The following is a 25,291-nucleotide window of genomic DNA, read 5'->3' as shown; positions in this document are numbered from 1 at the left end:
TCCATGTCAGTTAAAATTCGCAAAGTTGGCAACTCGAATACCTTAACTGTACCAAATAGTATCAAGCCAATCGCACACGAGTTTGATGTTTTTCAGGGTAGAGATGGGGTAATTGTTTATGTCCCAAAGCATGATAATCCATTCCACAATGAGGCGTTCATAGAATCACACGATTTAAAACAACCAGAAGAATTTGGGGGTAAATTAGTTGGCAGAGAAATCCCCAAAGATTAGCCCATACGTCCCAAATCAACAAGACATCATCTACATTGATTTCAATCCATCCGTCGGTCATGAAATCAGAAAGCGACGCCCTGCTCTAGTTTTAAGCAATCAAGGGTACAGTCGAATGACTCACTTGGTGGTGGTTGCTCCCATAACCCATGCAATGAATAACTCCTTACGAGAAAGTGGCTTTTTAATCAGAGTTAATAATGACAAAATTGATGGTTTTGTGAATCCACTTCAATTTTTTACTTATGACTTTCAAAGTCATCATGCAGAATTTGTGAGCGTACTTGATACACCATCTTTTGTCCGAGCTAAGCAAACAATCACAGATATCCTTAATTGACCAACTTGCATTTCCAAAACATCCATGTAATAATGTGAACAGCAAAAATAAAGAATGTCAGCGAGCATTCATTTGGAGGAACGAACATGGAAAATACAAACGCAGCACTTACGCACAGCCATACTTTTACGAAGAATCAGAAATGGGTTATTGCTTCTACCAGTTCTGGATTCGCGCTGGAAAATATGGATGTGCTATTTTTATCTTTTGCAATGAGTTCAATGATTGGCCAACTTCATCTTAGCGGTGGCGCTGCTGGATTGATTGGCTCAATTACCAACTTGGGAATGTTATTTGGCGGGATCATGTTTGGTCTGATCGGTGACCGCTTTGGCCGGGTTAAGACTTTCACCTACACAATCTTCATCTTCGCATTTGCGACCGCAATGATGGCCTTCGCCAATAACATCACATTGATTTACATATTAAGGTTCTTGGCAGGAATCGGTGCCGGTGGTGAATATGGCGTCGGGATCTCAATGATTGCCGAATCCTTCCACAAGAATCAAATCGGCAAGATGACATCGGTTGCCGCAATTGGCGGCCAAATCGGTGCCATCCTGGCAGCGATCACCGCCGCAATCGTCATCCCACATCTGGGATGGCACGCATTGTTCCTGGTTGGAATCGTTCCGGTCGTCTTAACTTATTTTGTCCGTCGTCACTTGACCGAGACTGAAGAGTTTGTCGCAGCCAAGAAGGTTGAAGCCAAGAAGAAAGAATCCACGACCAGCGCCGTCTTCAAGTACATGTTCAGTTCACCCAAATTAGCCTATCAAAGTTTTGCCTTAATGATTATGACCACCGTTCAAATCGCCGGTTACTTCGGCTTGATGAACTGGCTGCCAATCATCGTGCAAAAACAACTTGGCTTAAACGTTTCCGGTTCATCACTGTGGATGATTTCCACTATCATCGGCATGAGCTTGGGAATGATTACCTTCGGCTCAATCCTTGATTACTTTGGCCCACGTCGAGCATTTGGCATCTTCTTGATTGCTTCGGCTGCCATGGTCTTCACAATTACCCTGGCCCACAATACCATTTCGCTCCTCATTATCGGTGCCATCGTCGGCTTCTTCTCAAACGGCATGTTTGGTGGGTACGGTGCAGTTATCAGCCGCCTCTACCCAACTGAAATTCGTTCGACAGCCAACAATGTGATCGTCAACATCGGCCGTGCCGTGGGGGGCTTCTCATCAGTTGTCATTGGCATTTTAATGGACAACTACTCATTGACGGTTGTCATGGGCTTTCTCTCAATCCTCTACGTCATCAGTTTCATCACAATGATTACATTACCAGGATTGAAAAAGATGAGTTTAAAACGGGCATAATTCAATGAAAATTTTCAAAAATCGTCGACATCAAGCCGGCGATTTTTTTATTCATTTGAATAATTGTGCCTAGTAGCAGATAATAGTTGTATAGGCTCATTTAGGAACCCTGTCATGAAGTGCACATCCGGCAGGGAATCCTGGTCATGCACTTCGAAAGGTAGGTCAAAAATAGTAATGGAAAAAATTATTGCGTTTGATATGGATGGAACGGTTGCCGAGACTTTCCCGGTAATCTTTGATTCGTTTAGAAGAACCGTTCACGATTATACTGGCAAATGGATCAGCAACCAGGTCATCCTCGCCACCTTTGGAGCAAACGAAGTTGGGATGTTAAAGGAGTTGATCCCTGATTATTCCGATGAGGTCTTGGAAAGCTTTCACGAAAACTACCGGCGGGCGCATTTGCAATTACGGCATCCGTTTGAGGGAATTGAAAAGCTCATTAAGGAACTCCACGACCGCGATGTGATCACGCCAATGATTACCGGCAAGGGTGAGCAAAGCCTCCAAGTCAGTCTGGACTCACTTGGATTGGCGGATGCATTCTCCCCTGTCTTATCAGGATCTCCTGACGGCTCGATCAAAGCAGAACAATTTAGTGACATGATCAAACAATTTAACGCCACCAAAGACGATATGGCATACATAGGTGATGCTCCAACCGACGTCGTCGCCTGCAAGCAAGCTGGGATTAAATGCTACTCGGCTGCTTGGTCAATTAATGCCAAACACAAAGAGCTGGAGAAAATTAATCCCGGTGAGGTTTATACTTCAGTGGATCAATTACGAGATAAATTAATCAATGATTAAATCGACTTACAAAGGGGCCGGGACAAAAGTGAATGCTTTGCCCCGGCTTTTATGTTACCCAGCCAAATAGTGGAAAAATAAACAGTTTCCGGCCATATCAGGGCGTGATTCAAACATCCAAAATCTGGATATTTGAATCACGCCCTGATATTCTGGCAACTAAGCGTTTATTTTTCCACACTGTCTTAATTATGATAAATCCTCTAATAATCGACTGCCAACTGGCGTATAATGGATGCCAATCAAAGATTTTTACTGGAAAGGACTGGATAATCGAATGAAAATTGAAGAAGGTTACATGCCATTTAAAGGCTACAAAACATATTACCGGATCGTTGGCGAGAAAACACCTGGAAAAGCCCCACTGCTGCTGATTCACGGTGGCCCGGGTTCATCACATAACTATTTCGAATTACTCGATGATTATGCCGAGACTGGCCGCCAACTGATCATGTATGACCAAATTGGCTGCGGCAAATCGTCGATTCCAGACGACGAATCCCTCTACGTTAAAGAGACTTGGGCAGAAGAATTAATTGCCCTGAGAAAATATCTTCATTTGGATGAAGTACATATGCTGGGCCAATCATGGGGTGGCATGCTGGAAATGCTTTATTTGACTCATTATAGCCAAGAAGGTGTTAAAAGCGTCATGATCGATGGCTCCCCATCTTCTATCAAGTTATGGATTCAAGAACAGCACCGGCTCTTGAAATATCTCAGCTACGAAGATCGCCAGGCAATCGCTGAGGCAGAGCGGACTGGAAACTTCTCTGGCCCCAAATATGCCGCAGCCAATGACCGTTACATGGAAATGTACTGCTGGGATGATCCAGACGAAAATTCGCCTGAACCACTCCGCCGGCCAACCAACGGTAAAAAAGCCAGTTTGATCGCCGAAGGCCCCAATGAGTTTACCGAGAACGGCACCATCAGCGATTTTGACGTCACTGATGACTTAAAGAATATTCATGTCCCAGTATTGGTTACCAACGGCACAGACGACCTCTGCACCCCGTTAATCGCCAAGACGGTTTATGATCATATTCCTGGTGCCAAGTGGCATCTATTTGCCAACAGCCGCCACCTTGCTTTGCTGGATCAGCATGATGAATTCATCAACGTTCTTGACAGCTGGCTTAATGAGAATGATTAGCGATGAAAGTCATTATTTCACCAGCCAAGAAAATGGTCGTCAATCAAGATGATTTTGATGTGCAGGGAATGCCGGTGTATTTGAAACAGACGACTGAAATTTTAGATGCATTGCGTCAGCTGAGTTACGACCAGCTCAAAAAGTTGTGGCATGCGAGTGACAAGCTGACCCAAGCTAGTTACCAGCAATTACAGACTATTGACCTGCATCATCGATTAACCCCAGCCATTCTAAGTTTCTCCGGCATTCAATACCAGTACATGGCGCCAGACCTCTTGAGTGCAGCGGCGCTGACTTATCTGCAAGAACATTTACGCATTCTCTCGGGATTTTATGGCATTCTGAAACCCTTTGACGGCGTGGCTCCCTATCGTTTTGATATGGATTCAAAGTTAACGATCAGTCCTGCCAAAAATATGTACCAATACTGGGGAGATCGCATTTACCAGTCTTTGGCAGACGATCAACCAATTATCAATTTAGCCTCCCAAGAATACGCCAAGACCGTCACCCAATTCTTAAAACCAACCGATCGTTTCATCAATATCACCTTTGGTCACTTGGTTGACGGCAACATTAAAACCAGGGCAACCTTTGCGAAAATGGCGCGTGGTGAAATGGTCCGGTTCATGGCCGAACATCAGGTTGAACAAATTTCTGACCTGAAAGATTTCGATTCACCCAACTATCGGTTTAGTGAAACTGACTCAACAGCGGACAATTTGGTTTTTCTGCGCAAATAATCATTGATCCAGATTGAGGCACCGACTCCCAGTGGCTTCGGTGTCTTTTTTGCCATCATTATTGCTTGAAATCACTTTGATAAGTCCGCTCACTGACTGTGACAAAGCTAGTAAGATTGGCCAGCCACACTCAAATTATAAAAATCAAAAACGGGTATCCAAACTCTGGATACCCGTTTTGTGTTGTTCAAATAGTTTTATAAATCTCGAAAGCCAATATCTTTTCGGTAATAGAATCCTGACAAATCAAGCCGGCTTAACTCAGCGTATACTTTTGCCTGGGCACATTCCAGAGTCGAAGCATGATTGTATAACGTAAAGATTCGCCCGCCTGAACTGTAAAGTTTCCCATCTTCCTCTGTTACCCCGGCATAAAAAATATTCCGTGGTAAATCATCGGGCAGCGCAATATGTTGCTTGGGCGAAGTTGGGTATCCTGGAGCAGAAACCACGACGCCAAGATAGAACTCACCCTCCTGCCACTCAACTTTTGGCATTTGATGGTCGATCAAATCAGAGGTCATTTGGTAAAAATCACTCTTCAACTGGGGTAATAGAACTTGGGTCTCCGGATCACCCAGCCGCAAGTTGTATTCGATCACTTTTGGCCCCTGTTTGGTCAGCATGCAGCCGATGTAAATAATCCCGGCGAACTCTAAATCCTCTTTCGCCAGTCCAGCCATCGTTGGGTTAACAATCTTTTGAACTGTGGCATCCAAAACATCTTGGGTGATGTGTGGAACCGGTGAATAAGCACCCATTCCACCAGTATTCGGACCCGTTTCACCTTCATAAATCTTTTTGTGATCTTGTGAAATTGGAAAGATTACCTTCTTGTCACCGCCAACAAACAGCATCAGTGAAAATTCTTCACCTTCCAGAAATTCTTCAATTAAAATTTCACCGGCTTTATCAAGTGCGTGTTGGATGGTTGCTGCCAGGTCGGCTGAGTCTTTCACAATTGTGACTCCTTTACCGGCGGCCAGACCATTTTCCTTCACTACCAGTGGCAATGACAAACTCTCAGCGTACTTTTCGGCATCATCAAAGGTCGTAAATGTTTTGAACTGGGCAGTTGGAATGTTGTTTCGGGCCATGAATCCTTTCGCAAACGTCTTGTCACTTTCGAGGCGGGCGGCAGACTCATCTGGGCCGAATACCCGCAAACGAGCGGCGATAAAGGCATCAACAATCCCTTTGGACAACGGCACTTCCGGCCCAACGAACGTCAAATCAACCAGATGCTCTTTGGCAAACTCCACCAAGTTGGGAAAGTCCATTTCATCGATATCCACAATTTGAATGTTATCCTTCTTCATTCCAGGATTACCGGGAGCACAATAGACATTGGTAACCTGGGGACTTTTTAACATTGTTGCTGCAATTGCGTGTTCACGTGCACCGGATCCGATAACCAGAACATTTGTCATGATTTGATCTCCTTTTTGATTGTTGATGGTTGGTTTATGTATGAAGGCTGATGGACAGCCTTGTTGTGCTTATTTGATTTGTGGTTTTACTTGTTGGAAACGGTTAGGCAGCCAAGCCGAAACGTGCTCCTCGGGGCAACAACCTGCACCTAAGCCGGCTTTGGGCGAAATCAAAACCAATTTCCCCCAAAGCCAACTTAGGCTCCGGTTGTTAACCGCCCCGATCCGCACTCTGCTCGAAATGCGCTCCAATGCCCCTGCCCCCTAACGTGTAAGCCAAAAATTCAAACGATGAACGAAACCCGTTCATCATTTAAATTTCCGCCTTACACACCGGGGACACCCGGGGCTCGTCGCGCTCTGCTTCTAAAATACGCTCCGACGGGCCTGACCCTAACTTCCAAGGGTACTTTGATTACAGTCCCAAACCCAGGGACTTCAATCAAAGTACCCTTGGAAACCGGGTCAACCAGCCCTTGTCGCGCTCTGCTTCTAATGTCTAAAATGTCTTACCCCGGTCATCACCATGGCAATTCCAAACTTATCAGCCATTGCAATTGAATCCTTATCCTTGATACTGCCACCGGGTTGGATAATGGCCTTGATATCATGCTTGGCTGCGTATTCCACACAGTCATCCATTGGGAAGAAGGCGTCCGATGCCATAATGGCATTTTCGTAACCGTCCTTCGGCATTGCCTTTTGGATAGCAATCTTAGCTGAGTCAATCCGGTTAGGCTGACCCATGCCGACACCCAAAGTCTTGGTATCGGTTGTTACAACCACCGCGTTACTCTTAACGTGCTTAACCACGTGTTGGCCAAATTGCAAAGCCTTCAATTGCTGTTCAGTTGGTTGGACTTTGGTAACCACTTTGAAGTCAGGAATCTGATCAATTTCATGGTCGCTTTCTTGAATTAACATCCCCCCACTCACCGTGATTTCTTCGAAGCGATCAGGTTCGTTTCGGTGACTCAAATCAGCTTTCAGCAGACGAATATTCTTCTTTTTAGCTAAAATTTCAAATGCTTCATCAGTGTATGATGGCGCAATCACAATTTCCAAGAAAATTTTGTGCATCTTTTCGGCCGTCGCAGCATCAATTTCTCGGTTGACAGCAATAATTCCACCAAAGATCGACATCGGATCTGATTCATAAGCTTCATCCCAAGCCTTTTCGATGGTATCAGCCACACCAACCCCACATGGATTCATGTGCTTCATCGCAATAACCGTTGGTTGATCAAATTCAGCCACCATATTCAATGCAGCGTTAGCATCTTTGATGTTGTTGTATGATAACTCTTTACCATGAAGCTGGTTGGGAATAATCGACAGTTTTGACGGTAACGCCTTGCGGTAGAAGGCTGCCTTTTGGTGACTGTTTTCTCCATAACGCAATGACTGTTGCTTTTCGTAAGTTAAAGTCAGTTTTTCTGGAAATTCTTCTTCCGTCAAATAATTCGAAATGAGGGCGTCATATGCGGCAGTGTGTCTGAACACTTTAGCTGCCAAATGTTTTCTGAAATCGGCGTCATCAGTGTGTGCCTTCAGAGCATCAATCACTGGTTGATAGTCAGCTGGGTCAACGACTGTCAGCACGCCGGCAAAGTTCTTTGCGGCTGCCCGCAGCATTGATGGTCCACCGATATCGATTTGTTCGATTGCTTCTACTTGAGTGGTCTCAGGTTTTTCAATCGTCTGTTTGAATGGATACAGATTAACGGCAACCAAGTCAATGGGTGTAATGCCGGCATCTTTTAATTGTTTCATATGGTCGGGATCGTCACGCTTGGCAAGAATTCCGGCATGAATCTTTGGATGAAGGGTTTTAACCCGTCCATCGAGCATTTCTGGAAAACCGGTGACTTCTTCAACGCCGGTCACTTCAACGCCAGCGTCTTCCAAGGCTTTTTTGGTGCCGCCGGTCGAAACGATTTCAAAATCCAAATCCTTTAACTGTTTAGCAAAATCAACCAAATTACTTTTATCAGAAACACTTAAAAGGGCTCTTTTCGACATTAAATTTCTCCTCTTTCTAATAATTGTTTGACAACGCTTGGATATAACACGTGTTCCGTCGCATGAATCCGCTGTTCAAGGTCACTCAACTGGTCATCCTTGTGGACTGGCACCTCGCGTTGAGCAATGATTTTTCCGGAATCAATCCCGGAATCCACCCAGTGAACCGTGACACCGGTCGTATCGACACCAGCTTGATAGGCATCTTCAATCCCATGGCGGCCAGGGAACTTCGGCAGCAGGGCCGGATGAATATTAATAATTTTGCCTTCATACTTGGCTAACAAGGTGGGGCCGATGATCCGCATATAACCGGCCAAAATGATGAAGTCGATTTGGGCTTCCTCAAGCTTCTGGGCAATCACCGTTTCAGCGGCAGCTTTATTGGGATAATCTTTGAAGTTAATCACAAATGTTGGAACGGATTCCTTATGTGCCCGGTCGAGGACGTGAACGTTGGAATGATCACAAACCAACAACCTCACATTGAGCGGTAAGTGTTCTTTTTTGAAAGATTCCGTCAATGCTGTGAAATTGGTTCCCTCACCGGATGCAAATATCGCTATGTTTTTTACGTCAGATTTCATTGCTGATCCTTTCGAATGATTACTTGTTTGTCGCCAGAAATGAGCTTACCAACCCGTGAAACGGTTTCGCCAGCTGCTTTTAATTGTGATTCAACGGCATCGGCATCAGCTGGATGAACGGCAATTACCATGCCAAGTCCCAAGTTGAAGGTGTGCAAGAGATCATCAAATGATAAATGACCAATTTCTTGCAAGTCTGTCATGATCGCCGGCACCTGCCAACTGCCATACTCAAATTCTGCCGAAAGGTTATCCGGTAAAATCCTGGCAACATTTTCTGGTAACCCGCCACCTGTGATATGAGCGATTGATGCGATTTTGCCCTGCTCGATCACCGGTAACACTGATTTTACATAGATCTTGGTTGGGCGCAACAGTTCACGCTTCAAATCATGCTCACAGCCGGACAGCTGATCATTTAATGAATAGGCATTCTGTTTGAACAAGATGTCTCTAACCAAACTGAAACCGTTGGAATGAAGACCATTGGAGGCAAGTCCCAACAAGACATCCCCTTCACGCAAATTGTCAGGGCTTAAGAGCTTATCGGAATCAGCAATACCAACAGCAAATCCAGCTAAATCATAATGCCCATGAGTATACATATCGGGCATTTCGGCAGTTTCGCCACCAACCAATTTTGCCTGAGCCTGAGAAACCCCTTCGACCACGCCGGCTAAAATTGCTTTGGCTTTTTCGTTATCCAGGTGACCAACTCCGAGATAATCCAAGAAGAACAACGGCTTTGCGCCTTGGGCCAACACATCGTTGACACACATCGCAACCAGGTCGATCCCAATGGTTTGGTGTTGATTGGCTTTGATAGCGATCAACAATTTGGTTCCCACCCCATCCGTTCCAGAAACCAGAACCGGGTTTTGATAGACACCCAGCGACAAGGGAAACAACCCACCGAATGAGCCAAGGTCTTTATTGTTTGATAAATTCTTAATATCATCGACTAACTTGTAACCGGCGTTAATATCGACACCGGCCTTTTTATAGGCGTCCATTCGAATTACCTCATCTCATTGATTGTAGTTGGGCTTGATCACGGTCGTATTCTTCCTCGTAATCGTAAAGCGGGGTTGGATATTTGCCGTCAAAATATGCAACACAGAGACCCTTATTAGGTGCGTCGGTCTTCAAATTAACTGAATCAATCACCCCTTGAACACTCAGGAATCCCAAAGAATCAGCCCCGAAGATTTCGCGCATTTGTTCAATCGTCTTGTTAGCGGCAATCAGTTCGCGAACGTGCTGGATATCGATGCCGTAAAAACATGGATAACGCAGCGGCGGTGATGCAATCCGCAGGTGAACGGAGGCCGCCCCAGCATCCTTGAGTAATTTGACAATTCGGCGACTGGTGGTTCCGCGAACGATCGAATCATCAACCAACACCAGATTCTTACCCCGAACGACCCCTTTAACAGCAGAGAGTTTCATATTCATACCCTGTTCACGGAGTGCTTGAGTGGGTTCAATGAATGTTCTGGCAGAATATTGATTCTTCACCAGACCCATTTCATAAGGCAAGCCTGATTCTTCAGCGTATCCCATTGCCGCCGACAAGGACGAGTTGGGAACTCCAATCACCATATCGGCATTTTCAACCGGCTGTTCCTGAGCCAAGCGAGCCCCCATCCGTTTTCTGGCAGAATGGACATTAACACCGTAAATGTCAGAGTCGGGGCGAGCGAAATAAATAAATTCCATCGAGCAAATCGCCAACTGAGTATCGTCGGTATATTTATCAACGGTGATGCCGGAAGCATCAATTTTAATTAACTGACCTGGTTGAACGTCAAATTTGAACTCAGCGCCAACAGCATCCAAGGCGCAAGTTTCGCTGCAGACGACGTAAGCACCATTTGGCAGCTGACCGACAACGAGCGGCCGAAAGCCATTGGGATCAAGGGCAGCATACAAGCGATCCTTAGTCATGACCAAGTAGGCAAACCCACCCTTAATGATGTTGAGGGCTTCTTTCATCTGGTCGTCCAAGTTGTCTTCTTGGCTCAACCGGATCAAATGCATCAGGTTTTCAGTATCGGAACTGGAATGATAGATCGCACCACGGTCTTCCAAGTTCTTTCGAATTGAAATGGCGTTGGTTAAATTACCATTATGAGCAAGCGCAAATTGGGTATCGCTAAAGTTAAAGGGCAGCGGTTGAATATTTTCCAATAAGTTACTGCCGGCAGTCGAGTAGCGAACGTGACCGATAGCAGCTTGACCGGTCATTTCATCAACCGCGTTGGGTGAATCAAAGACGTCGGTCAACAAGCCAAACCCCCGCTTGGTGGTCAAATGGCCTTCATTATTAACCGTAATCCCGGCACCTTCTTGGCCACGATGCTGGAGGGCAAATAAGCCAATGTAGGTCAATTTGGCAGCGTCAGGCGTTCCCCAAACACCAAAGATCCCACATTCTTCATTTAAACTTTTTACTTCAGACGGCATGGCAATGCCCCTTTCCAAATACCAAATGCTTTATCAACATCAAGATCAAAGTAACCATCATTGGCTTGGACAAATAGGTGATTGTCATCGACTACCTTTCCAAGCTTTTCTGCGTCATTGCCAACTAATTGCTCAAATTCGGCCTGCTTTTCTTGTGGAACTGAAACGACAAATCTTGATTGGCTTTCGGAGAAGAAGTCAGCAACGGTTAAGTTACCTGACAGGTCAACGCCAAGCTGATTGCCAAAAGTACTTTCAGCAATAGCAGTAATCAGACCGCCCTCAGAGATGTCATGAGCTGAATTCAACAAATGTTGTTGAATGGCAGCTGTAATTAATTTTTGAATTTTCACTTCATAATCTAAATCAAAATTGAAGAGCTTGCCGGCAATTTTTCCGGTTTGCATTTTTTGAATTTGAGAACCGTTAAATCCCGGTTCAGTTCGACCAACTACATAAACCAGGTCGCCGGCTTGCTTAAAGTCTTGAGTCGTGATGTGGTCCAGGCCCTTGATCAGGCCAACCATCCCCACCATTGGCGTAGAATAGACTGGAATATTATCGTATTCATTGTTAAGGGAAACGTTACCGGAAATGACAGGAGCTTCAAACTTTTCACAAGCCTCACTCATTCCCATCACTGCTTGATCCAATTCATAGAACTGATCGGGCTTTTCAGGATTACCAAAGTTCAGGCAATCGGTAATTCCCAACGGTACGGCACCAGATGCAACAATGTTGCGGGCAGCTTCAGCAACCGCCATGGCACCCCCGACTCGAGGATTCAAGTAGAGGTAGCGACCATTAACATCAGTTGTGATTGCCAAGGCCTTGTCGTGGTGTCGCACCCGGACAACGGCGGCATCGGATCCAGGAGCCACAACCGTGTTGGTTTGAACCTGGGTATCATAGGTTTCATAGATACTTTCCTTAGAAGCAATGGTTAATTGGCCAAGCATTTCTTTCAAGGTTTCAGTTGGGTTGCTAATTTGAGGTTGATACTGATTCTCATCGGCATTTTTCAAGTGTGCTGGTACAGCTGATTCACGGTGATAAACCGGTGCTTGAGAAGCCAGGGAGTCAACCGGCACATCAGCAACGACTTTGCCGTGGTGAAGAAGTTTGTAATTATGGCCTTCAGTCACGTGGCCAATAACGACGGCGTTAACGCCATGGTCCTTAAAGACATTCAAAACTTCATCTTCATGACCGGCTTTGACACACAACAGCATCCGTTCCTGCGACTCTGAAAGCATTAATTCAAAGGCGGACATCCCGGCTTCACGTTGTGGGACCAAATCCAAATTCAATTCCATTCCGTTGCCGCCAGCCTTGGAGCCCATTTCTGCCGAAGATGAAACCAGTCCAGCAGCACCCATATCTTGAATTCCGACTAAGGCGTCCGAATGATTGTTGATGACGTCAAGGCAACCTTCCATCACCAGCTTTTCTTCAAATGGATCACCAACTTGAACGGCTGAACGTTGACTTTCATGTTCAGAATCAAATTGGAAAGAAGCAAACGAGGCCCCGTTAATCCCATCACGACCGGTTTTATGGCCAACGTAGATAATACTGTTACCAACGCCGGCAGCTGCACCAACTTCAATCTTATCGAGATCCATCAAGCCGACAGACATCACGTTAATCAGTGGGTTGTGGGCGTAGGCATCGTCAAATGCCGTATCTCCGCCAACCGTTGGGATCCCAATACAGTTCCCATAAGCACTAATGCCGGCAACAATTTGTTGAATAAAATACTTGTCCGCATCGGTTTTCGGTTCGGCAAATCGCAAGCTGTCCATGCTGGCAATTGGTCGGGCACCCATTGAGAAGATGTCTCGTAAAATACCACCAACGCCGGTCGTGGCCCCTTGGAAAGGTTCAACTGCTGAAGGGTGGTTATGGCTTTCAGCTTTGAAAACAACTCCTTGATTATCGCCAATATCAATAATACCGGCACCTTCACCTGGTCCTTTGACAACGTGTTTGCCTTTGGTAAAGAACTTTTTAAGAACCGGCTTGGAGTTTTTGTAAGAACAATGTTCACTCCACATTCCTGAGAACAAACCGACTTCGGTGTAGTTAGGCAGCCGATGCAAGACATCATCTTTAATCAAACCATATTCGTGGTCTGTCAATCCCATCGATTGGTACAACTTGTTATCACGAATTTGTTCTGGTGTCGCTTCAGTTGTTTGATCCATTACACTATTCATAGATTACCCCTCGACTTTTAATGTGATTAACGATCGACTGGAAGACGCCCTTCCCGTCATCAGACCCAAGCATTGCTTCAACGGCCCGTTCCGGGTGGGGCATCATGCCAAGAACGTTGCCGGCTTTATTGGTGATGCCGGCGATATTATCAACGCTCCCATTTGGATTATTGGCATACTTGAAAACGATTTGATCATTGGCAACCAGTTCCCGCAAAGTATCTTGGTCACAGTAATAATTGCCGTCACCATGCGCAATCGGTAAGCTGATCAACTGCCCAGCTTGATAAGCTGAGCTAAACATCGAGTGGTCATTATTAACGACCAGAGGTTCAGTCTTGCAGATAAACTTGGCAGAAACGTTCTTCTGCAAGCTTCCTGGCAGTAATCCGGCTTCGGTTAAAATTTGAAATCCGTTGCAAATTCCCAGAACTGGTCGACCACTTTTGGCAAAATCCTGTAATGCAGGAATAATCGGTGAAAAGCGGGCAATGGCACCACTTCGTAAGTAGTCACCATATGAGAAACCACCAGGAATCAGAACAGCGTCAAAGCCGGCAAGTGAATCGTTCTTGTAAGAAACCAGTTCAACATCTTCTTTGATGATATCTTTAATTGCATTGTAGAGGTCCATTTCACAGTTGGATCCTGGAAAAGCAAGGACAGCAAATTTCATTGGGCAGCCTCCGTTTCAACAATCTCATAGTGGTAATTTTCCATGTTGTAATTAGCGAGCAATTTGTCACAAATTTCGTTAATTTCTTTATCAATCTCTGCTTTGGATTTGCCGTCAGCAATGGTTAATTCAAAGTATTTACCCAGCTTAACGTCCTGAACATCGCTGTATCCCAACCGTTTCAATGCTTTATGCACGGCTTCTGCTTCGGGATTTAAGATTGATTTCTTGTAGTTAACATAAACTTTTGCAAGAGCCATTATTTAACATCCTCCACTTTTTCAAGGCGGCCAAGAATTTCTTTATATACTGGTACTAAGGCACCGAGGCCTTTTCTGAAGACATCTTTATCAAGTGACTTTTGCGTATCGCGGTCAATTAATCGGCAGCTGTCAGGAGAAATTTCATCGGCCAAAATCAATTGGTTGTCGGAATCAATGCCAAATTCAACTTTGAAGTCCACCAGATCAATGTTCATTTCTGAGAAAATTTCTTTAAGGCGGTCATTAACTTTCAGTGCAATCGCCCTCATCTGATTCATTTGATCTTCGGTTGCCACCTTCAAAGCCTCAGCTTGGAAATCGTTAATGAATGGATCATCCAATTCATCGCTCTTATAGAAAAATTCTTGAACCGGCTTGTCGAATTTCATTAAATGCTTAACGGCAAATTTCTTTTCAAAACTGCCGGAAGCAAAGTTTCTGACAACTGTTTCCAATGGAATAATCTTTACCCGTTTAACCAACTGATTGTTGGAATCAATTTGCTTGATAAAGTGGTTCTTAATACCATGATTGGCGAGGTCCTTGAAGATCAAGGCTGAAATTTCACAGTTTGTTTGACCCTTGCCTGCCATTTGAACTTTTTTCTTGCCGTTAAAAGCCGTTACTTGATCCATGTAGTGAACCCACATGATGTCAGGATCGTTGGTCGTGTACATTTCCTTAGCCTTACCTTTATACAACAAATCTTTTTTCACAATTTCAGTCATTTTAGTCTTCTCCCTTTAACATGTCGGTTGATTTCAGTAACTGGTCGATGTTGTCACCAACGACGGTAACGTGGCCCATTTTGCGTTGTGGTCGAATCTCTGCCTTGCCGTAATCGTGGAAGTGCCATTCCGGATGTTCCTTGAGTAGATTGCGGGCAAGGGTTAAATCGGTTCCTAACAGGTTTCTCATCACTGCGGGTTTTTCCTGAACAATTTCAGGAATCGGCAAGCCGCAGATGCTTCGAATATGTGCTTCAAATTGAGAGATGTTGCAGGCTTCGATCGTGTAGTGACCGGAGTTATGTGGACGCGGTGCCAGTTCATTAACCATGACGTCTTGGTCATCAATTACAAACAGTTCAATGCCTAGAACCCCATATAAATCAAGCTGATTAGCGATAGTTTCGGCATACTGTTTTGCTTTAGCATGGACCGTCTTGGAAAATCTGCCTGGGGCAATCGTCGTATGAAGAATGTGATTCTTATGACGATTTTCAACCAGTGGGAAGGTAATCACTTTGCCATTCAAGTCTCGCGTAACCATAACGGAGGCTTCAGCAATGAAGTCTTGGCGGGCTTCCAAAATACATTCCGCTTTGGAGTACAGTGACGAGGCTTCAGCAAGATCGTCGGCAGAATTAATATCCATCTGACCGTGACCATCATAGCCACCGGAAACGGTTTTGAGAATTGCCGGATAGCCAACTTCGTCAACAGCAACTTTAAGTGACGCTTCATCGGACACCGCAGCAAACTTGGTTACCGGAATGCCACAATCCTTGATGAAATTTTTCTCGTTCAAGCGCTGCCCAGTGATATGAAGTAAGTTGACGCCTTGAGGCAGCTCAGCCACCTTCTTTGCCTTGAGCAGTGAATCTTCGTCGACATTCTCAAACTCGTAGGTTAACACATCGCTTTGTTCAGCCAACTTCATCAATGAGTCAACGTCGTCATATTCGGCAACAATTTGGAAATCAGCAACTTGCCCAGCCGGAGCGTGAGGTGTTGGATCTAAGATGCCCACGTGATACCCCATCGACTTGGCAATCAGTGCCATCATCTGTCCGAGTTGGCCGCCACCGACAATGCCAATCGTAGCTGGCGGTAAGATAGTTTTAATCAAACTGCTGCTCACTGTTTTTGGCCTCCACTCTCTGGGTTTCTTTTAAATCAGCCAACTTCTTCGCGATAGCTGAGTCAGTTGTTCCTAAAATTTGAGCTGCCAATAAGGCGGCGTTCTTGGCACCAGCCTCACCAATACTGACGGTGGCGACCGGAGCCCCAAATGGCATCTGGACAATTGAAAGCAATGAGTCAACACCATTTAATGTTCGTGTTTTCATCGGAACTCCAATGACAGGAAGTGTCGTGTTGGCTGCAATCATTCCCGGCAAATGAGCTGCGCCACCAGCACCCGCAATGATAACTTTCATGCCCTTGTCCCTAGCTGTCTTGCCAAATTCTTGAAGTTCATCGGGCATTCGATGAGCTGAGATAACGTGCTTCTCATAAGGGATTCCAAGACTTTCAAGTTGTTCACAAGCCAGTTTCATCGTTGGCCAATCAGAAATTGATCCCATTGCCACACCGACAACGTTTGCCATTCCAACCACTCACCTTTTCAAATTTATTTAGTGTCTATAGGATACTTGCCATCATCATGGAAGTCAACGTCATTGTTCGTGTTTAAAACGATATATTGCAACTTTTACCAAAAATATTTGATTAATTTACGTGTTTGGAGCCGTCCAAGTTTCAAAAGATGGTCAATTTTTAACGACCGTGGACCTGTCCACCACCAAATACGCTTAGTTAAAGTATCAACCGAGATGTTATGATTGAAGCAAGTAGATTGCCATTTGGAGGTAACACTAATGAAATTCAGAACACTTGGTAAAACTGGTTATAGTGTCAGCGAGGTTTCCCTTGGTACCTGGCAGTTAGGTGGAAAATGGGGCACCCCGTTTGACCCTAAAGATGCTCGGGACACACTCGAGGAAGCTTATGATCGTGGTGTCAACTTCTTTGATACAGCTGATGGCTACCAAGATGGCCAAAGTGAAAAAGCCGTGGGTGAATTTGTCAGGAATCATCCTGATGTTCACTACACGACTAAAATTGGCCGAAAAGAAATGCCCTTGGATATTAAGCACTTTGACCCGACTCACTTGGACCGGTACGTTGATGAGTCATTGCAAAACATGGGTGTCGACTCATTGGACATGGTGCTGCTGCACTGCCCGCCAATGATGAATTACTACATGCCTGAAACCTTTTTGAACTGGACAAGCTCAAGCAAGCTGGAAAAATTCAGAACTACGGTGTCAGTGTCGAGCGGGTCGAAGAAGGCATCAAAGCCCTCAGTTATGACATCTCGGCTGTCGAGATCATCTTCAACATGTTTCGCCTTCGTCCTGCCGATCTCTTCTTTGGCTTAGCGAAGAAAAATAACGTCGGCATTTTGGCCCGGGTTCCACTGGCAAGTGGTCTTTTGACCGGAAAATTTACCGCGGACACCAAGTTTGCACCCGAAGATCATCGAACAACTAATCGGCATGGTGAACAGTTCGATAAAGGTGAGACCTTTTCCGGCGTTGACTACCTGACCGGCGTTAAAGCTGCTGCCGAACTGAAGCAACGTTTGGGAACCGATAATCTTGCAGCAATGGCTTTGCGTTTCATCCTAATGTATGACGCCGTTTCTGCGGTCATCCCTGGTGCAAGTAATCCCACTCAAATCGAGCGCAACACCACTGCAGCGGATCTACCCGCGCTGACTGATGCTCAGATGCAAATTGTCCGTGACGTTTACGATCAACACATCAAAAATCCAGTTGAATATCTCTGGTAATTTGTTCTTGATGGCAATCTGCCATCACTCGTCCAGTGAAGTAGTGTGCCCTTAAGGAGTGGTGAAAATGAGAACTCGGCGGATTATACTGACTAGTGCAATCAGTATCTGCGTCCTGTTAATATTTGTCTCAATCAATGTTGCACTCATTGGCCTCATTCTGGTATTGTCATGGACAAGCTATCAGCTTCTGATCAAAAAAGACTATACGTTGCTGCAGACTAGCATGTTTCAAAATGCCTCACTTAGGATGCCGGATTTTGATAAATTAAGTCAGGAACAAATTTCAACCTATCAGCGGACAGCTTATCGGGTTGGCTGGTGGATCCTGGCAAGTACGATTGCCTGTGTTATCGTGCTGATTTGTTTGAATCTTTGAATTCGAAAAAATGATATTAAAAAAGTTCCGGGGCAAATTTTGCTTCGGAACTTTTTTCGTATCTAGGTTAATGATTAATCTTCGTCGTCTTCCTCGTCCAAGCCCTCTCGCGGTGTCTTCCCAAGTAAGGCCTGCAAGGTAGCGATGTTGTGGTTGTTATCCCGCAGTACGCCAACCAAATGTTGTGCCAAGACTGGACGGTCTTCTTTTTCAGCCAACTTAATTGCCCGGGTGACAAACATGTTCTCAGTGTCATAGTCATGGACGAAGTCGTTGACCAGCCACTCTGCAGATTCATATTTATTCTGGCCATTTTCTTCCAGCATGGTGTACTCCGTGAATTCCTTTTGGGTACTTGGCGTGATTAACGCTTCATCGATTAAGACCGTGCCCAAGGCATCCTTTTGGTCATACGCCTGCTTAAGTAAGTCGCCGAATAGGACTTTCAGCTGTTGGGCCGACATTCCCTTCACATACCATTTTGCCATCTGGAGTTTGTTGGATAAAACTTCCAAATTGGCAACAATGTGGCCAGTCATCGCACCAGCCGTTGGGGTATGGTGGTCGATATCTGCTTGCTTAACTTCTGCTTCAAATAATTTTTCTGGGGTTGCTGTTGTCATATTCTTCACCTATTTCACTTTCATTGATTGAACTTCATAGCCTAAATCAGTTACCGTGTCTGACAGTTTGTCTGCGGAAATTTTATCGCCGTCAAAATCAGTTTTGACTTTGGCTGCATTGAACAACACTTTGACGTTTTCCACACCATCCTGCTTTTCAAGTGCGCCCTTGATTTTCTGCATGCATGACGGGCATGACAGCGCGTCTAATTGTAAAATTGCTTTACTCATATTGATAACCTCCATCTCATTTACTGTTTTAATGATAAATCATATTCGCCAACTGATAATTGATCTGGATCAAGTTTGGCGGCTTTTGGTTGATAATTAATTAATCGCATTGCGTTGAAGATGACAACCAGGATACTGGCTTCATGGACAAACATTCCGCTGGCCATGTAAATAAAGCCGAGAATCAAGCCAATCAGTAGGGCGGCAACCGTCGCAATGGCAATAAAAATGTTCTCCTTGGTGTTGATGACCGTTTTTTTGGAAAGTCCATATGCATGGATCAATTCATCGAATCCTGATGACATCAAGACGACATCAGAGGTTTCAACTGCCACGTCGGTTCCACTTCCCATGGCAATTCCGATGTCAGCGGTTACCAATGACGGACTGTCGTTGATGCCGTCGCCGACAAAGGCAACCTTGTGGCCTTCCTGCTGGAATTGTTTAACGTATTCGACTTTTTGTTCCGGCAAAAGTTCTGCGTGCACTTCGTCGATGCCGATTTGTTCTGCAACGGCATTGGCGGTCTGCAGGTTATCACCGGTCAGCATAACCGTCTTCTTGATGCCGAGTGACTTGAGGGTTGCCAGGCTTTGCTTAACGCCTTGACGAATCACATCCGAGATCCCAAGAATGGCTTGAATTTGCCCGTCGAAGGCAACGATAACCGTTGAGCTGCCTTCGCCTTGGATGTTTTCCAAGTCTAGACGTTGCTCAGACGTCAAATCAACGTTTTCATCGTTCATCATTCTCAAGTTACCAATTAAAACATTCTTACCGTTGGCAGTTGCCTTAACGCCACGGCCTTTGACTGTGTCAGCATCGGCAACTTGAACGTCATCAAACGGAATATGATGATCAGCTGAGAATTTAACAACCGCTTGTGCCAACGGATGATCCGACTGCTTTTCAACGGCTGCAGCAATTTGCAAGGCCAACTGGTCTTTTGAGTAGTCTTTGAACTGAGTAACCGCCGTTTTCCCTTCAGTCAGGGTCCCGGTCTTATCGAATACCAACGTGTCGACATTGGCAAAGGTGTTCATCACTTCACCGCCCTTGATCAAAACACCGTTTTTCGCACCATTACCAATTCCAGCCACGTTTGAAACCGGGGCGCCGATAACCAAGGCCCCAGGGCATCCCAAGACCAAAACGGTAATCGCTAATCGGAAATCTTTGGTAACCAAGCCCACAATCAGTGCAATGATCAAAACTGCCGGAGTGTAATAAGTCGCAAATTTGTCAATAAACTTTTCCGCTGGAGACTTGGTGTCTTGAGCATCCTCAACCAGTTCAACAATTTTGCCAAACGTGGTGTCGTCGCCAACCTTGGTTGCCCGAACTTTAAGTGTTCCGTTGTCTAAGATGGTGCCAGAGAATACCTGATTGCCAGTGCCCTTAGTGACTAATTTTGATTCGCCGGTAATACTGGCTTCGTTGATGTGACCGGATCCATCCACAATTTCACCGTCAACTGGAATCTGACCGCCGGCTTTGACCAAGACGACGTCGTCAACGTCGACAAAGTCAACATCAGTCTCCTCAGTGTTGCCGTCATCGTCTACAACCATTGCCGTAGTCGGTGCCATTTCCGTCAAATCTTTAATTGAGTGGCGGGTTTTGGCCAACGTTTTGTCTTCCAAAAACGTCCCAAATAAGAACAAGAAAGTGACGATTGCTGATTCATTGTACTCGCCAATGATGAAAGCGCCAATCACAGCAATACTGACAAGTAATTCGATGCTGATCGTTTTAAATCGGAGTGCGGAAACTGCCCGAAGAACGATCGGCACAGCCGAGATAATTGAAGCGGCGATAAATGAAACCGTGTAGACCATATCGCTGTCAACAACTTTCCCCAAGAGGCCTACGCCAATTAATACTGCCGTTATCAGTGTAATTTGATTTGTATGTTGATTAATATATCTTTGGAATTTCATAATCTCCCGCTCCATTTCTCAATTGATGTCTTTAGTATATGGTGGTTCGGTCGATAAAGAATTGACGTGGATCAAGTTTGAAATTTTGTTTGGTAATTGATGGCGAATATTTTTTGGTTTTTCGGTGATTCGCGATGGTGACGTTTCAGAGAGCATGTCGATCGTTAAACTTTCAGCGATCGACCTTCCCCTGGTCATCGTGATTCTGGTTGTCGCACTAATCGTTGCTTTAAAAATCACCCACTGCCTGCTTAGTACGTTAGATTTGCAAAAGAAAGATTAGGCCAATGTCAATCTTTCTTTTGCATTCCGGTCTTATATCTACCATAATTGAGCTAATAAGGATAAGGGAGGATTCCAACAATGAAAATTATCGTGATTGGTGCAACTGGCCGGGTTGGTTCAAACGTTGTCGCCAAACTCGCCAAAAATTCTGCAGACGAAATCTATGCCGGTGCCCGCAAGCCGGAAAAAGTGCCAACGTCTGAGAACGTGACGCCGTTTAAATTGGATCTCAATGACGGGATGGATGAGATTAAAGAGGCCTTACCAGAAGCCGATGCAATTATCTTCACTGCCGGATCGGGTGGTCGAGACCTGCTTAAAATTGACTTACATGGTGCCGTCAAAGTCATGCAGGCAGCCGAAGAAAAAGAAATCAGCCGTTTTGTCATGCTGAGTTCCAAGGGATCATTGTCACCAGACGAATTCGCCGACTCTCCGCTTGAGAATTACTTGATCGCCAAATACTATGCTGACGAATGGTTGATTCACAACACCAATCTGGACTATACAATCCTCCAGCCAACCGCGTTGGTTGAAAAAACCGGGTCAGGCAAAGTGACTTTGGGAGCCTATAGCACCAATGAAAATAGCATCGATAATGTCGCCGACGTATTAATTGGTTTAGTCGAAAACCATGCCGGCATCAAAGAAGTCATTGAGATGAGTACCGGGAATGAACCGATTCCTGAAGCCATTAATGAGTTAAATTAACAAAGAATATCGTGATACAGAGTATGTAATAAGGGCCGGAACACATTGAAGCAGCACTTGTGTTCCGGCCCTTAATGTTAGTTTTAATTACATATACCAATTAGCGGGCTTCACCTTTTTAATAAAATTTGATATCTTAAAGACGCCTTACCCAGCGCCATTGGCACCGTTTCCATCGCGATTAGATACATTCTAATTTTCTAACCAATTTCAAAAAGTGCTGGACGTTCCAAAAATATGATGTTAGAATTTATGACATTAAAAGAGAAGGAAGCGATGTTATGAATGCTGCAAATACTTCGTTCATGATTTTATCCAGTATTTTGGTCTTATTCATGACTCCCGGATTGGCGTTTTTCTATGGGGGCCTGGTTTCAAAACGAAACGTGGTTAACACGATGCTGTCGGTTTTCATTATGACCGGTGTTGCCATTGTTCTTTGGATCGTGATTGGTTACTCGTTATCATTTTCCGGAGACATTGGCGGAGTCATTGGAACCGTGAAGAACTTTTTCATGAATGGCGTTGATCTGACTTCATTGACGGCAACCAAGATTCCGACTGGGATTTTTTCAGTATTTGAAATGATGTTTGCTATTATTACCCCTGCCTTATTCGTAGGTGCCGTTGTTGGCCGGATCAAATTCAACTTTTTGTTGGTTTTCTTGATTCTTTGGTCGATTATCATTTACTACCCAATGGTCCATTTGGTTTGGAGCCCACACGGTATCCTTTATGGATTAGGCGTATTGGACTTTGCCGGCGGAACCGTTGTCCATATTAATGCCGGTGTCACTGCCTTTGTCCTTTCCGCTTTCTTAGGGAAACGGGTTAAATTCGGCGACATCCCTCACACCCACTACAATTTACCATGGGTATTGCTTGGTGCCACCATCTTGTGGATTGGCTGGTACGGATTTAATGCCGGTTCAGCACTCGGTGTTGACAACATTGCGGCTCAGGCAACCATTACGACGACCATGTCAACCGGTACTGCAATGGTTACCTGGATGATCTTGGATATGGTTATCAGCGGTAAGCCAACCCTGGTTGGTGTTTGTACCGGAACGCTTTGTGGACTAGTTGGTATCACCCCTGCCTGTGGCTTTGTAACAATCGCCGGATCATTTTGGATTGGCATGTTCTCAACTTTCGCCAGCTACTTCTTCGTTAACTATTTGAAAGATCGAATTGGTGTTGACGATGCTTTGGATGCCTTTGGCTGCCATGGTGTCAGCGGGATCGTCGGCAGTATTGCCACCGGTTTATTCGCTACCAAGAGCGTCAACCCGATTGTTGCCCACAATGGCGCCTTTTATGGCGGCGGTTGGCATCAAATTACCGTCCAGATCGTCGCAACTTTGGCAACGATTATCTTTGTTACCATCGCGGCTTCAGTGATTATCAAATTACTGAGTTTAGTGATGCCAATGCGAGTTGACCGTAAAGAAGAAAAGCTTGGTTTGGATAAAGGTGAGCACGGTGAAGAAGTTGATTATACCGTTGACATGAGCGACAACCTTGACGCCTACCGTTCAGATTTGAACCTGTATTCCAAGGAATTCAGAGGCCAGTTAGGTGGACTGGATCCTAATAAGGACCCTCATTTGCATTGAGTTAGACATTCATAACATAAAAAGCAAAAAGACCGGAACAGGCGTTGAAAAGCGCCTTGTTCCGGTCTTTTTGCAGTCAAGTTACTTTAAATTCAATTACTTCTTCAAAATAGCCAGCATAGCACCATTAAAATCGTCTAAATCATCAGGAGTGCGGCTGGTAACCAAATTACGGTCAACCACCACCGGCTGATCTTTCACACGGGCGCCGGCATAATACAAATCCGGTCGAACAGTCAGGTAGGCGGTCATTGTCCGACCAGCCGTCAAGCCGGTTTGGATGAACAGTTGCGGACCGTGGCAAATCGCAAAAGTTGGTTTGTCGTCCATCAAAAAGGCTTTGACGAAATTAACAAATCGATCATCAGCTCTCAGTTGATCTGGTGAAAAGCCGCCAGGGATCAATAAGCCGTCAAACTCATCCGGCTTCACGTCCCCGATTCCCTTATCGGCAGTCAACTTAGTGCCGTGTTTGCCGACGATTTGATTGCCAGCTTCATTTTCAATGGTTACCACCTCATGGCCGGCATTCTTGAGTGCTTCAACCGGTGATGTGTATTCAATATCTTCAACATCGTTGGTCACGATGACAGCTACTTTACTCATCAAATTCATCCTTTCTTGTTCCAAGATACTATCTACTTTATACTAGGTATCAAAATGATACAATAACGCACTTTCAGGTGCCTAAAATCTTGGAGGGATACAAATGACTGATGTCATCAGAAAAGATGTCAAAGACCGTCTGAAAAACGGTGACTACAACTGTTCCAAGGAGCTCACTTTATCGATGTTCAGCGGCAAATGGAAATTGGTCATCTTATTTCACTTGGGAACTGACGGCGCCTACCGCTTTAACGAATTAATGCGGCTGTTACCCAAAGTCACCCACAAAGTGCTCACCAATCAGCTGCGGGAAATGGCTGAAGACGGCCTCATTACCCGGCATGTCAACTCGGGATCTCAAACAAAGGTAACCTATGAAATCACCGAGCTCGGTCAATCACTGATGCCCATTGCCAATCAGATGTATGAATGGGGCGAGAATCGGATCAAAGCCCTTAAAGTGACTCCACAATTCAGTGTCAACGAAGAAGTTGAGCGGGAGGCAGCCAAATGACCTATTCCAGAACCGAATCAATTGAATTGGTAAATATGTGCATGATTTACAATCCAGCCACTCAAGAAGTCTTGGTGGAAGATAAAACCGACGTCGCCTGGAAATTTGGCCACACTTTTCCCGGCGGCCACGTTGAAAAAGGTGAGAGTCTTTACGACGGCATGGTTCGAGAAGTATTTGAGGAAACCGGCCTGACGGTCAGTCAGCTCGAATCCTGTGGAACTGTTGAATGGTTCAACGAAAGCCCTGCCTACCGCCGGCTCGGATTTCTCTTCCGCACCAGTCATTTCTCAGGCACCCTCAAGCAGTCTGAGGAAGGCAAAAATTATTGGCTGCCGTTAAAGGACCTCAACGAAGCTAATACAGCTGAAAGTTTTATGAAATTCCTGCAGATCTTCACCGACCCCCACATCGTTGATGCAACGTCGCCGGTCATGAACGGATCGTTAACCATAATCCCCAAAGACGACCATTCCCCAAAAGCGTAATATAATAAAGTTGTCATCCGAATCATTCCTTTG

27 protein-coding genes and 1 pseudogene are annotated in these 25,291 nt (G+C 45.1%); 13 read left to right on the top strand and 15 right to left on the bottom strand.

Annotation, left to right across the window (positions count from 1 at the left end):
• Nucleotides 1–3 precede the first annotated feature (3 nt).
• The 6 genes from KE627_RS07775 (at nucleotide 4) to yaaA (ending at nucleotide 4,623) form a co-directional block, all read left to right on the top strand.
• Nucleotides 4–234, top strand: coding sequence for a hypothetical protein (locus tag KE627_RS07775; protein WP_013727214.1), 231 nt, complete (start codon nucleotides 4–6; stop codon nucleotides 232–234).
• The gene (locus tag KE627_RS07770) at nucleotides 209–574 is read left to right on the top strand and encodes a type II toxin-antitoxin system PemK/MazF family toxin (RefSeq protein ID WP_056938863.1); all 366 of its coding nucleotides are present in this window, start codon (nucleotides 209–211) and stop codon (nucleotides 572–574) included. Before KE627_RS07775 ends, KE627_RS07770 begins: the two co-directional genes overlap by 26 nt.
• Nucleotides 575–660: 86 nt before the next feature.
• Nucleotides 661–1,911, top strand: coding sequence for an MFS transporter (locus KE627_RS07765; protein WP_056938862.1), 1,251 nt, complete (start codon nucleotides 661–663; stop codon nucleotides 1,909–1,911).
• 114 nt (nucleotides 1,912–2,025) lie between these two features.
• On the top strand, nucleotides 2,026–2,724 hold the full coding sequence (locus KE627_RS07760) for an HAD family hydrolase (RefSeq protein WP_056938861.1): 699 nt from the start codon (nucleotides 2,026–2,028) through the stop codon (nucleotides 2,722–2,724).
• Between the two features lie 277 nt (nucleotides 2,725–3,001).
• On the top strand, nucleotides 3,002–3,880 hold the full coding sequence (gene pepI, locus KE627_RS07755) for a proline iminopeptidase (RefSeq protein WP_013727210.1): 879 nt from the start codon (nucleotides 3,002–3,004) through the stop codon (nucleotides 3,878–3,880).
• 2 nt (nucleotides 3,881–3,882) lie between these two features.
• Nucleotides 3,883–4,623, top strand: coding sequence for a peroxide stress protein YaaA (gene yaaA / locus KE627_RS07750; RefSeq protein ID WP_056938860.1), 741 nt, complete (start codon nucleotides 3,883–3,885; stop codon nucleotides 4,621–4,623).
• Between the two features lie 197 nt (nucleotides 4,624–4,820).
• Here the strand turns inward: yaaA and purD are convergent, their stop codons facing one another.
• The 11 genes from purD to purE form a co-directional block, all read right to left on the bottom strand.
• Nucleotides 4,821–6,053 carry a phosphoribosylamine--glycine ligase gene (purD, locus tag KE627_RS07745; protein WP_013727208.1) on the bottom strand — a complete coding sequence of 411 codons (1,233 nt, stop codon included), beginning with the start codon at nucleotides 6,051–6,053 and terminating at the stop codon, nucleotides 4,821–4,823.
• Nucleotides 6,054–6,545: 492 nt separating this feature from the next.
• Entirely contained in the window at nucleotides 6,546–8,075 is a 1,530-nt protein-coding gene (gene purH / locus KE627_RS07740; RefSeq protein ID WP_013727207.1) for a bifunctional phosphoribosylaminoimidazolecarboxamide formyltransferase/IMP cyclohydrolase, read from the bottom strand.
• Nucleotides 8,075–8,662 (bottom strand): phosphoribosylglycinamide formyltransferase, encoded by a 588-nt coding sequence (gene purN / locus KE627_RS07735; RefSeq protein WP_013727206.1) that lies wholly within the window; start codon nucleotides 8,660–8,662, stop codon nucleotides 8,075–8,077. Before purN ends, purH begins: the two co-directional genes overlap by 1 nt.
• Nucleotides 8,659–9,675, bottom strand: a complete 1,017-nt coding sequence (gene purM, locus KE627_RS07730; RefSeq protein WP_013727205.1) for a phosphoribosylformylglycinamidine cyclo-ligase — start codon at nucleotides 9,673–9,675, stop codon at nucleotides 8,659–8,661. The genes purN and purM overlap by 4 nt, the downstream gene beginning before the upstream one ends.
• A 10-nt stretch (nucleotides 9,676–9,685) precedes the next feature.
• Nucleotides 9,686–11,128, bottom strand: coding sequence for an amidophosphoribosyltransferase (purF, locus tag KE627_RS07725; protein ID WP_056938866.1), 1,443 nt, complete (start codon nucleotides 11,126–11,128; stop codon nucleotides 9,686–9,688).
• Nucleotides 11,113–13,347, bottom strand: coding sequence for a phosphoribosylformylglycinamidine synthase subunit PurL (purL, locus tag KE627_RS07720; RefSeq protein WP_136861087.1), 2,235 nt, complete (start codon nucleotides 13,345–13,347; stop codon nucleotides 11,113–11,115). The genes purF and purL overlap by 16 nt, the downstream gene beginning before the upstream one ends.
• A complete protein-coding gene (gene purQ, locus KE627_RS07715) occupies nucleotides 13,340–14,023 on the bottom strand; it encodes a phosphoribosylformylglycinamidine synthase subunit PurQ (protein WP_013727202.1) in 684 nt (227 codons plus the stop codon). Before purQ ends, purL begins: the two co-directional genes overlap by 8 nt.
• Nucleotides 14,020–14,283 (bottom strand): phosphoribosylformylglycinamidine synthase subunit PurS, encoded by a 264-nt coding sequence (purS, locus tag KE627_RS07710; protein WP_056938858.1) that lies wholly within the window; start codon nucleotides 14,281–14,283, stop codon nucleotides 14,020–14,022. Before purS ends, purQ begins: the two co-directional genes overlap by 4 nt.
• Nucleotides 14,283–15,014 carry a phosphoribosylaminoimidazolesuccinocarboxamide synthase gene (gene purC, locus KE627_RS07705; RefSeq protein ID WP_013727200.1) on the bottom strand — a complete coding sequence of 244 codons (732 nt, stop codon included), beginning with the start codon at nucleotides 15,012–15,014 and terminating at the stop codon, nucleotides 14,283–14,285. The genes purS and purC overlap by 1 nt, the downstream gene beginning before the upstream one ends.
• 1 nt (nucleotide 15,015) lies before the next feature.
• Nucleotides 15,016–16,149 (bottom strand): 5-(carboxyamino)imidazole ribonucleotide synthase, encoded by a 1,134-nt coding sequence (purK, locus tag KE627_RS07700; RefSeq protein ID WP_013727199.1) that lies wholly within the window; start codon nucleotides 16,147–16,149, stop codon nucleotides 15,016–15,018.
• Nucleotides 16,130–16,618: a 5-(carboxyamino)imidazole ribonucleotide mutase gene (gene purE, locus KE627_RS07695; RefSeq protein ID WP_013727198.1), complete on the bottom strand. Its 489-nt coding sequence runs from the start codon at nucleotides 16,616–16,618 to the stop codon at nucleotides 16,130–16,132. Before purE ends, purK begins: the two co-directional genes overlap by 20 nt.
• A gap of 270 nt (nucleotides 16,619–16,888) precedes the next feature.
• Here purE and KE627_RS07690 point away from each other — a divergent pair.
• A pseudogene (locus KE627_RS07690) lies at nucleotides 16,889–17,865 on the top strand (aldo/keto reductase).
• 67 nt (nucleotides 17,866–17,932) lie between these two features.
• Complete coding sequence (locus KE627_RS07685; RefSeq protein ID WP_013727197.1) at nucleotides 17,933–18,244, top strand: hypothetical protein; 312 nt, start codon at nucleotides 17,933–17,935, stop codon at nucleotides 18,242–18,244.
• A gap of 74 nt (nucleotides 18,245–18,318) precedes the next feature.
• On the opposite strand, the gene KE627_RS07680 is transcribed toward KE627_RS07685, so the two are convergent.
• The 3 genes from KE627_RS07680 to KE627_RS07670 are packed head-to-tail and all read right to left on the bottom strand — an operon-like array spanning nucleotide 18,319 to nucleotide 21,038.
• Complete coding sequence (locus KE627_RS07680; protein WP_013727196.1) at nucleotides 18,319–18,867, bottom strand: ferritin-like domain-containing protein; 549 nt, start codon at nucleotides 18,865–18,867, stop codon at nucleotides 18,319–18,321.
• 9 nt (nucleotides 18,868–18,876) lie between these two features.
• A complete protein-coding gene (locus KE627_RS07675) occupies nucleotides 18,877–19,098 on the bottom strand; it encodes a heavy-metal-associated domain-containing protein (RefSeq protein WP_003582479.1) in 222 nt (73 codons plus the stop codon).
• A gap of 20 nt (nucleotides 19,099–19,118) precedes the next feature.
• The gene (locus KE627_RS07670) at nucleotides 19,119–21,038 is read right to left on the bottom strand and encodes a heavy metal translocating P-type ATPase (RefSeq protein WP_211772852.1); all 1,920 of its coding nucleotides are present in this window, start codon (nucleotides 21,036–21,038) and stop codon (nucleotides 19,119–19,121) included.
• Between the two features lie 124 nt (nucleotides 21,039–21,162).
• On the opposite strand from KE627_RS07670, the gene KE627_RS07665 reads away from it, so the two are divergent.
• The 3 genes from KE627_RS07665 (at nucleotide 21,163) to KE627_RS07655 (ending at nucleotide 23,650) form a co-directional block, all read left to right on the top strand.
• Complete coding sequence (locus tag KE627_RS07665; protein WP_170174835.1) at nucleotides 21,163–21,321, top strand: hypothetical protein; 159 nt, start codon at nucleotides 21,163–21,165, stop codon at nucleotides 21,319–21,321.
• Between the two features lie 80 nt (nucleotides 21,322–21,401).
• Nucleotides 21,402–22,034: an NAD(P)H-binding protein gene (locus KE627_RS07660; protein WP_013727194.1), complete on the top strand. Its 633-nt coding sequence runs from the start codon at nucleotides 21,402–21,404 to the stop codon at nucleotides 22,032–22,034.
• Between the two features lie 281 nt (nucleotides 22,035–22,315).
• Nucleotides 22,316–23,650 carry an ammonium transporter gene (locus KE627_RS07655; RefSeq protein WP_013727193.1) on the top strand — a complete coding sequence of 445 codons (1,335 nt, stop codon included), beginning with the start codon at nucleotides 22,316–22,318 and terminating at the stop codon, nucleotides 23,648–23,650.
• Nucleotides 23,651–23,746: 96 nt separating this feature from the next.
• On the opposite strand, the gene KE627_RS07650 is transcribed toward KE627_RS07655, so the two are convergent.
• Entirely contained in the window at nucleotides 23,747–24,256 is a 510-nt protein-coding gene (locus KE627_RS07650) for a type 1 glutamine amidotransferase domain-containing protein (RefSeq protein ID WP_056938856.1), read from the bottom strand.
• A gap of 103 nt (nucleotides 24,257–24,359) precedes the next feature.
• Here KE627_RS07650 and KE627_RS07645 point away from each other — a divergent pair, with 103 nt between their 5' ends.
• Together KE627_RS07645 and KE627_RS07640 are read left to right on the top strand one after the other, a co-directional pair.
• Nucleotides 24,360–24,770, top strand: coding sequence for a winged helix-turn-helix transcriptional regulator (locus KE627_RS07645; RefSeq protein ID WP_013727191.1), 411 nt, complete (start codon nucleotides 24,360–24,362; stop codon nucleotides 24,768–24,770).
• On the top strand, nucleotides 24,767–25,258 hold the full coding sequence (locus KE627_RS07640; RefSeq protein ID WP_013727190.1) for an 8-oxo-dGTP diphosphatase: 492 nt from the start codon (nucleotides 24,767–24,769) through the stop codon (nucleotides 25,256–25,258). The genes KE627_RS07645 and KE627_RS07640 overlap by 4 nt, the downstream gene beginning before the upstream one ends.
• Nucleotides 25,259–25,291: the final 33 nt, after the last annotated feature.

This window comes from Lentilactobacillus buchneri (assembly GCF_018314255.1).
GTDB lineage: Bacteria > Bacillota > Bacilli > Lactobacillales > Lactobacillaceae > Lentilactobacillus > Lentilactobacillus buchneri.
The sequence above is the reverse complement of the archived record's forward strand: the minus strand, read 5'-3'. Positions and strand labels throughout refer to the sequence as shown.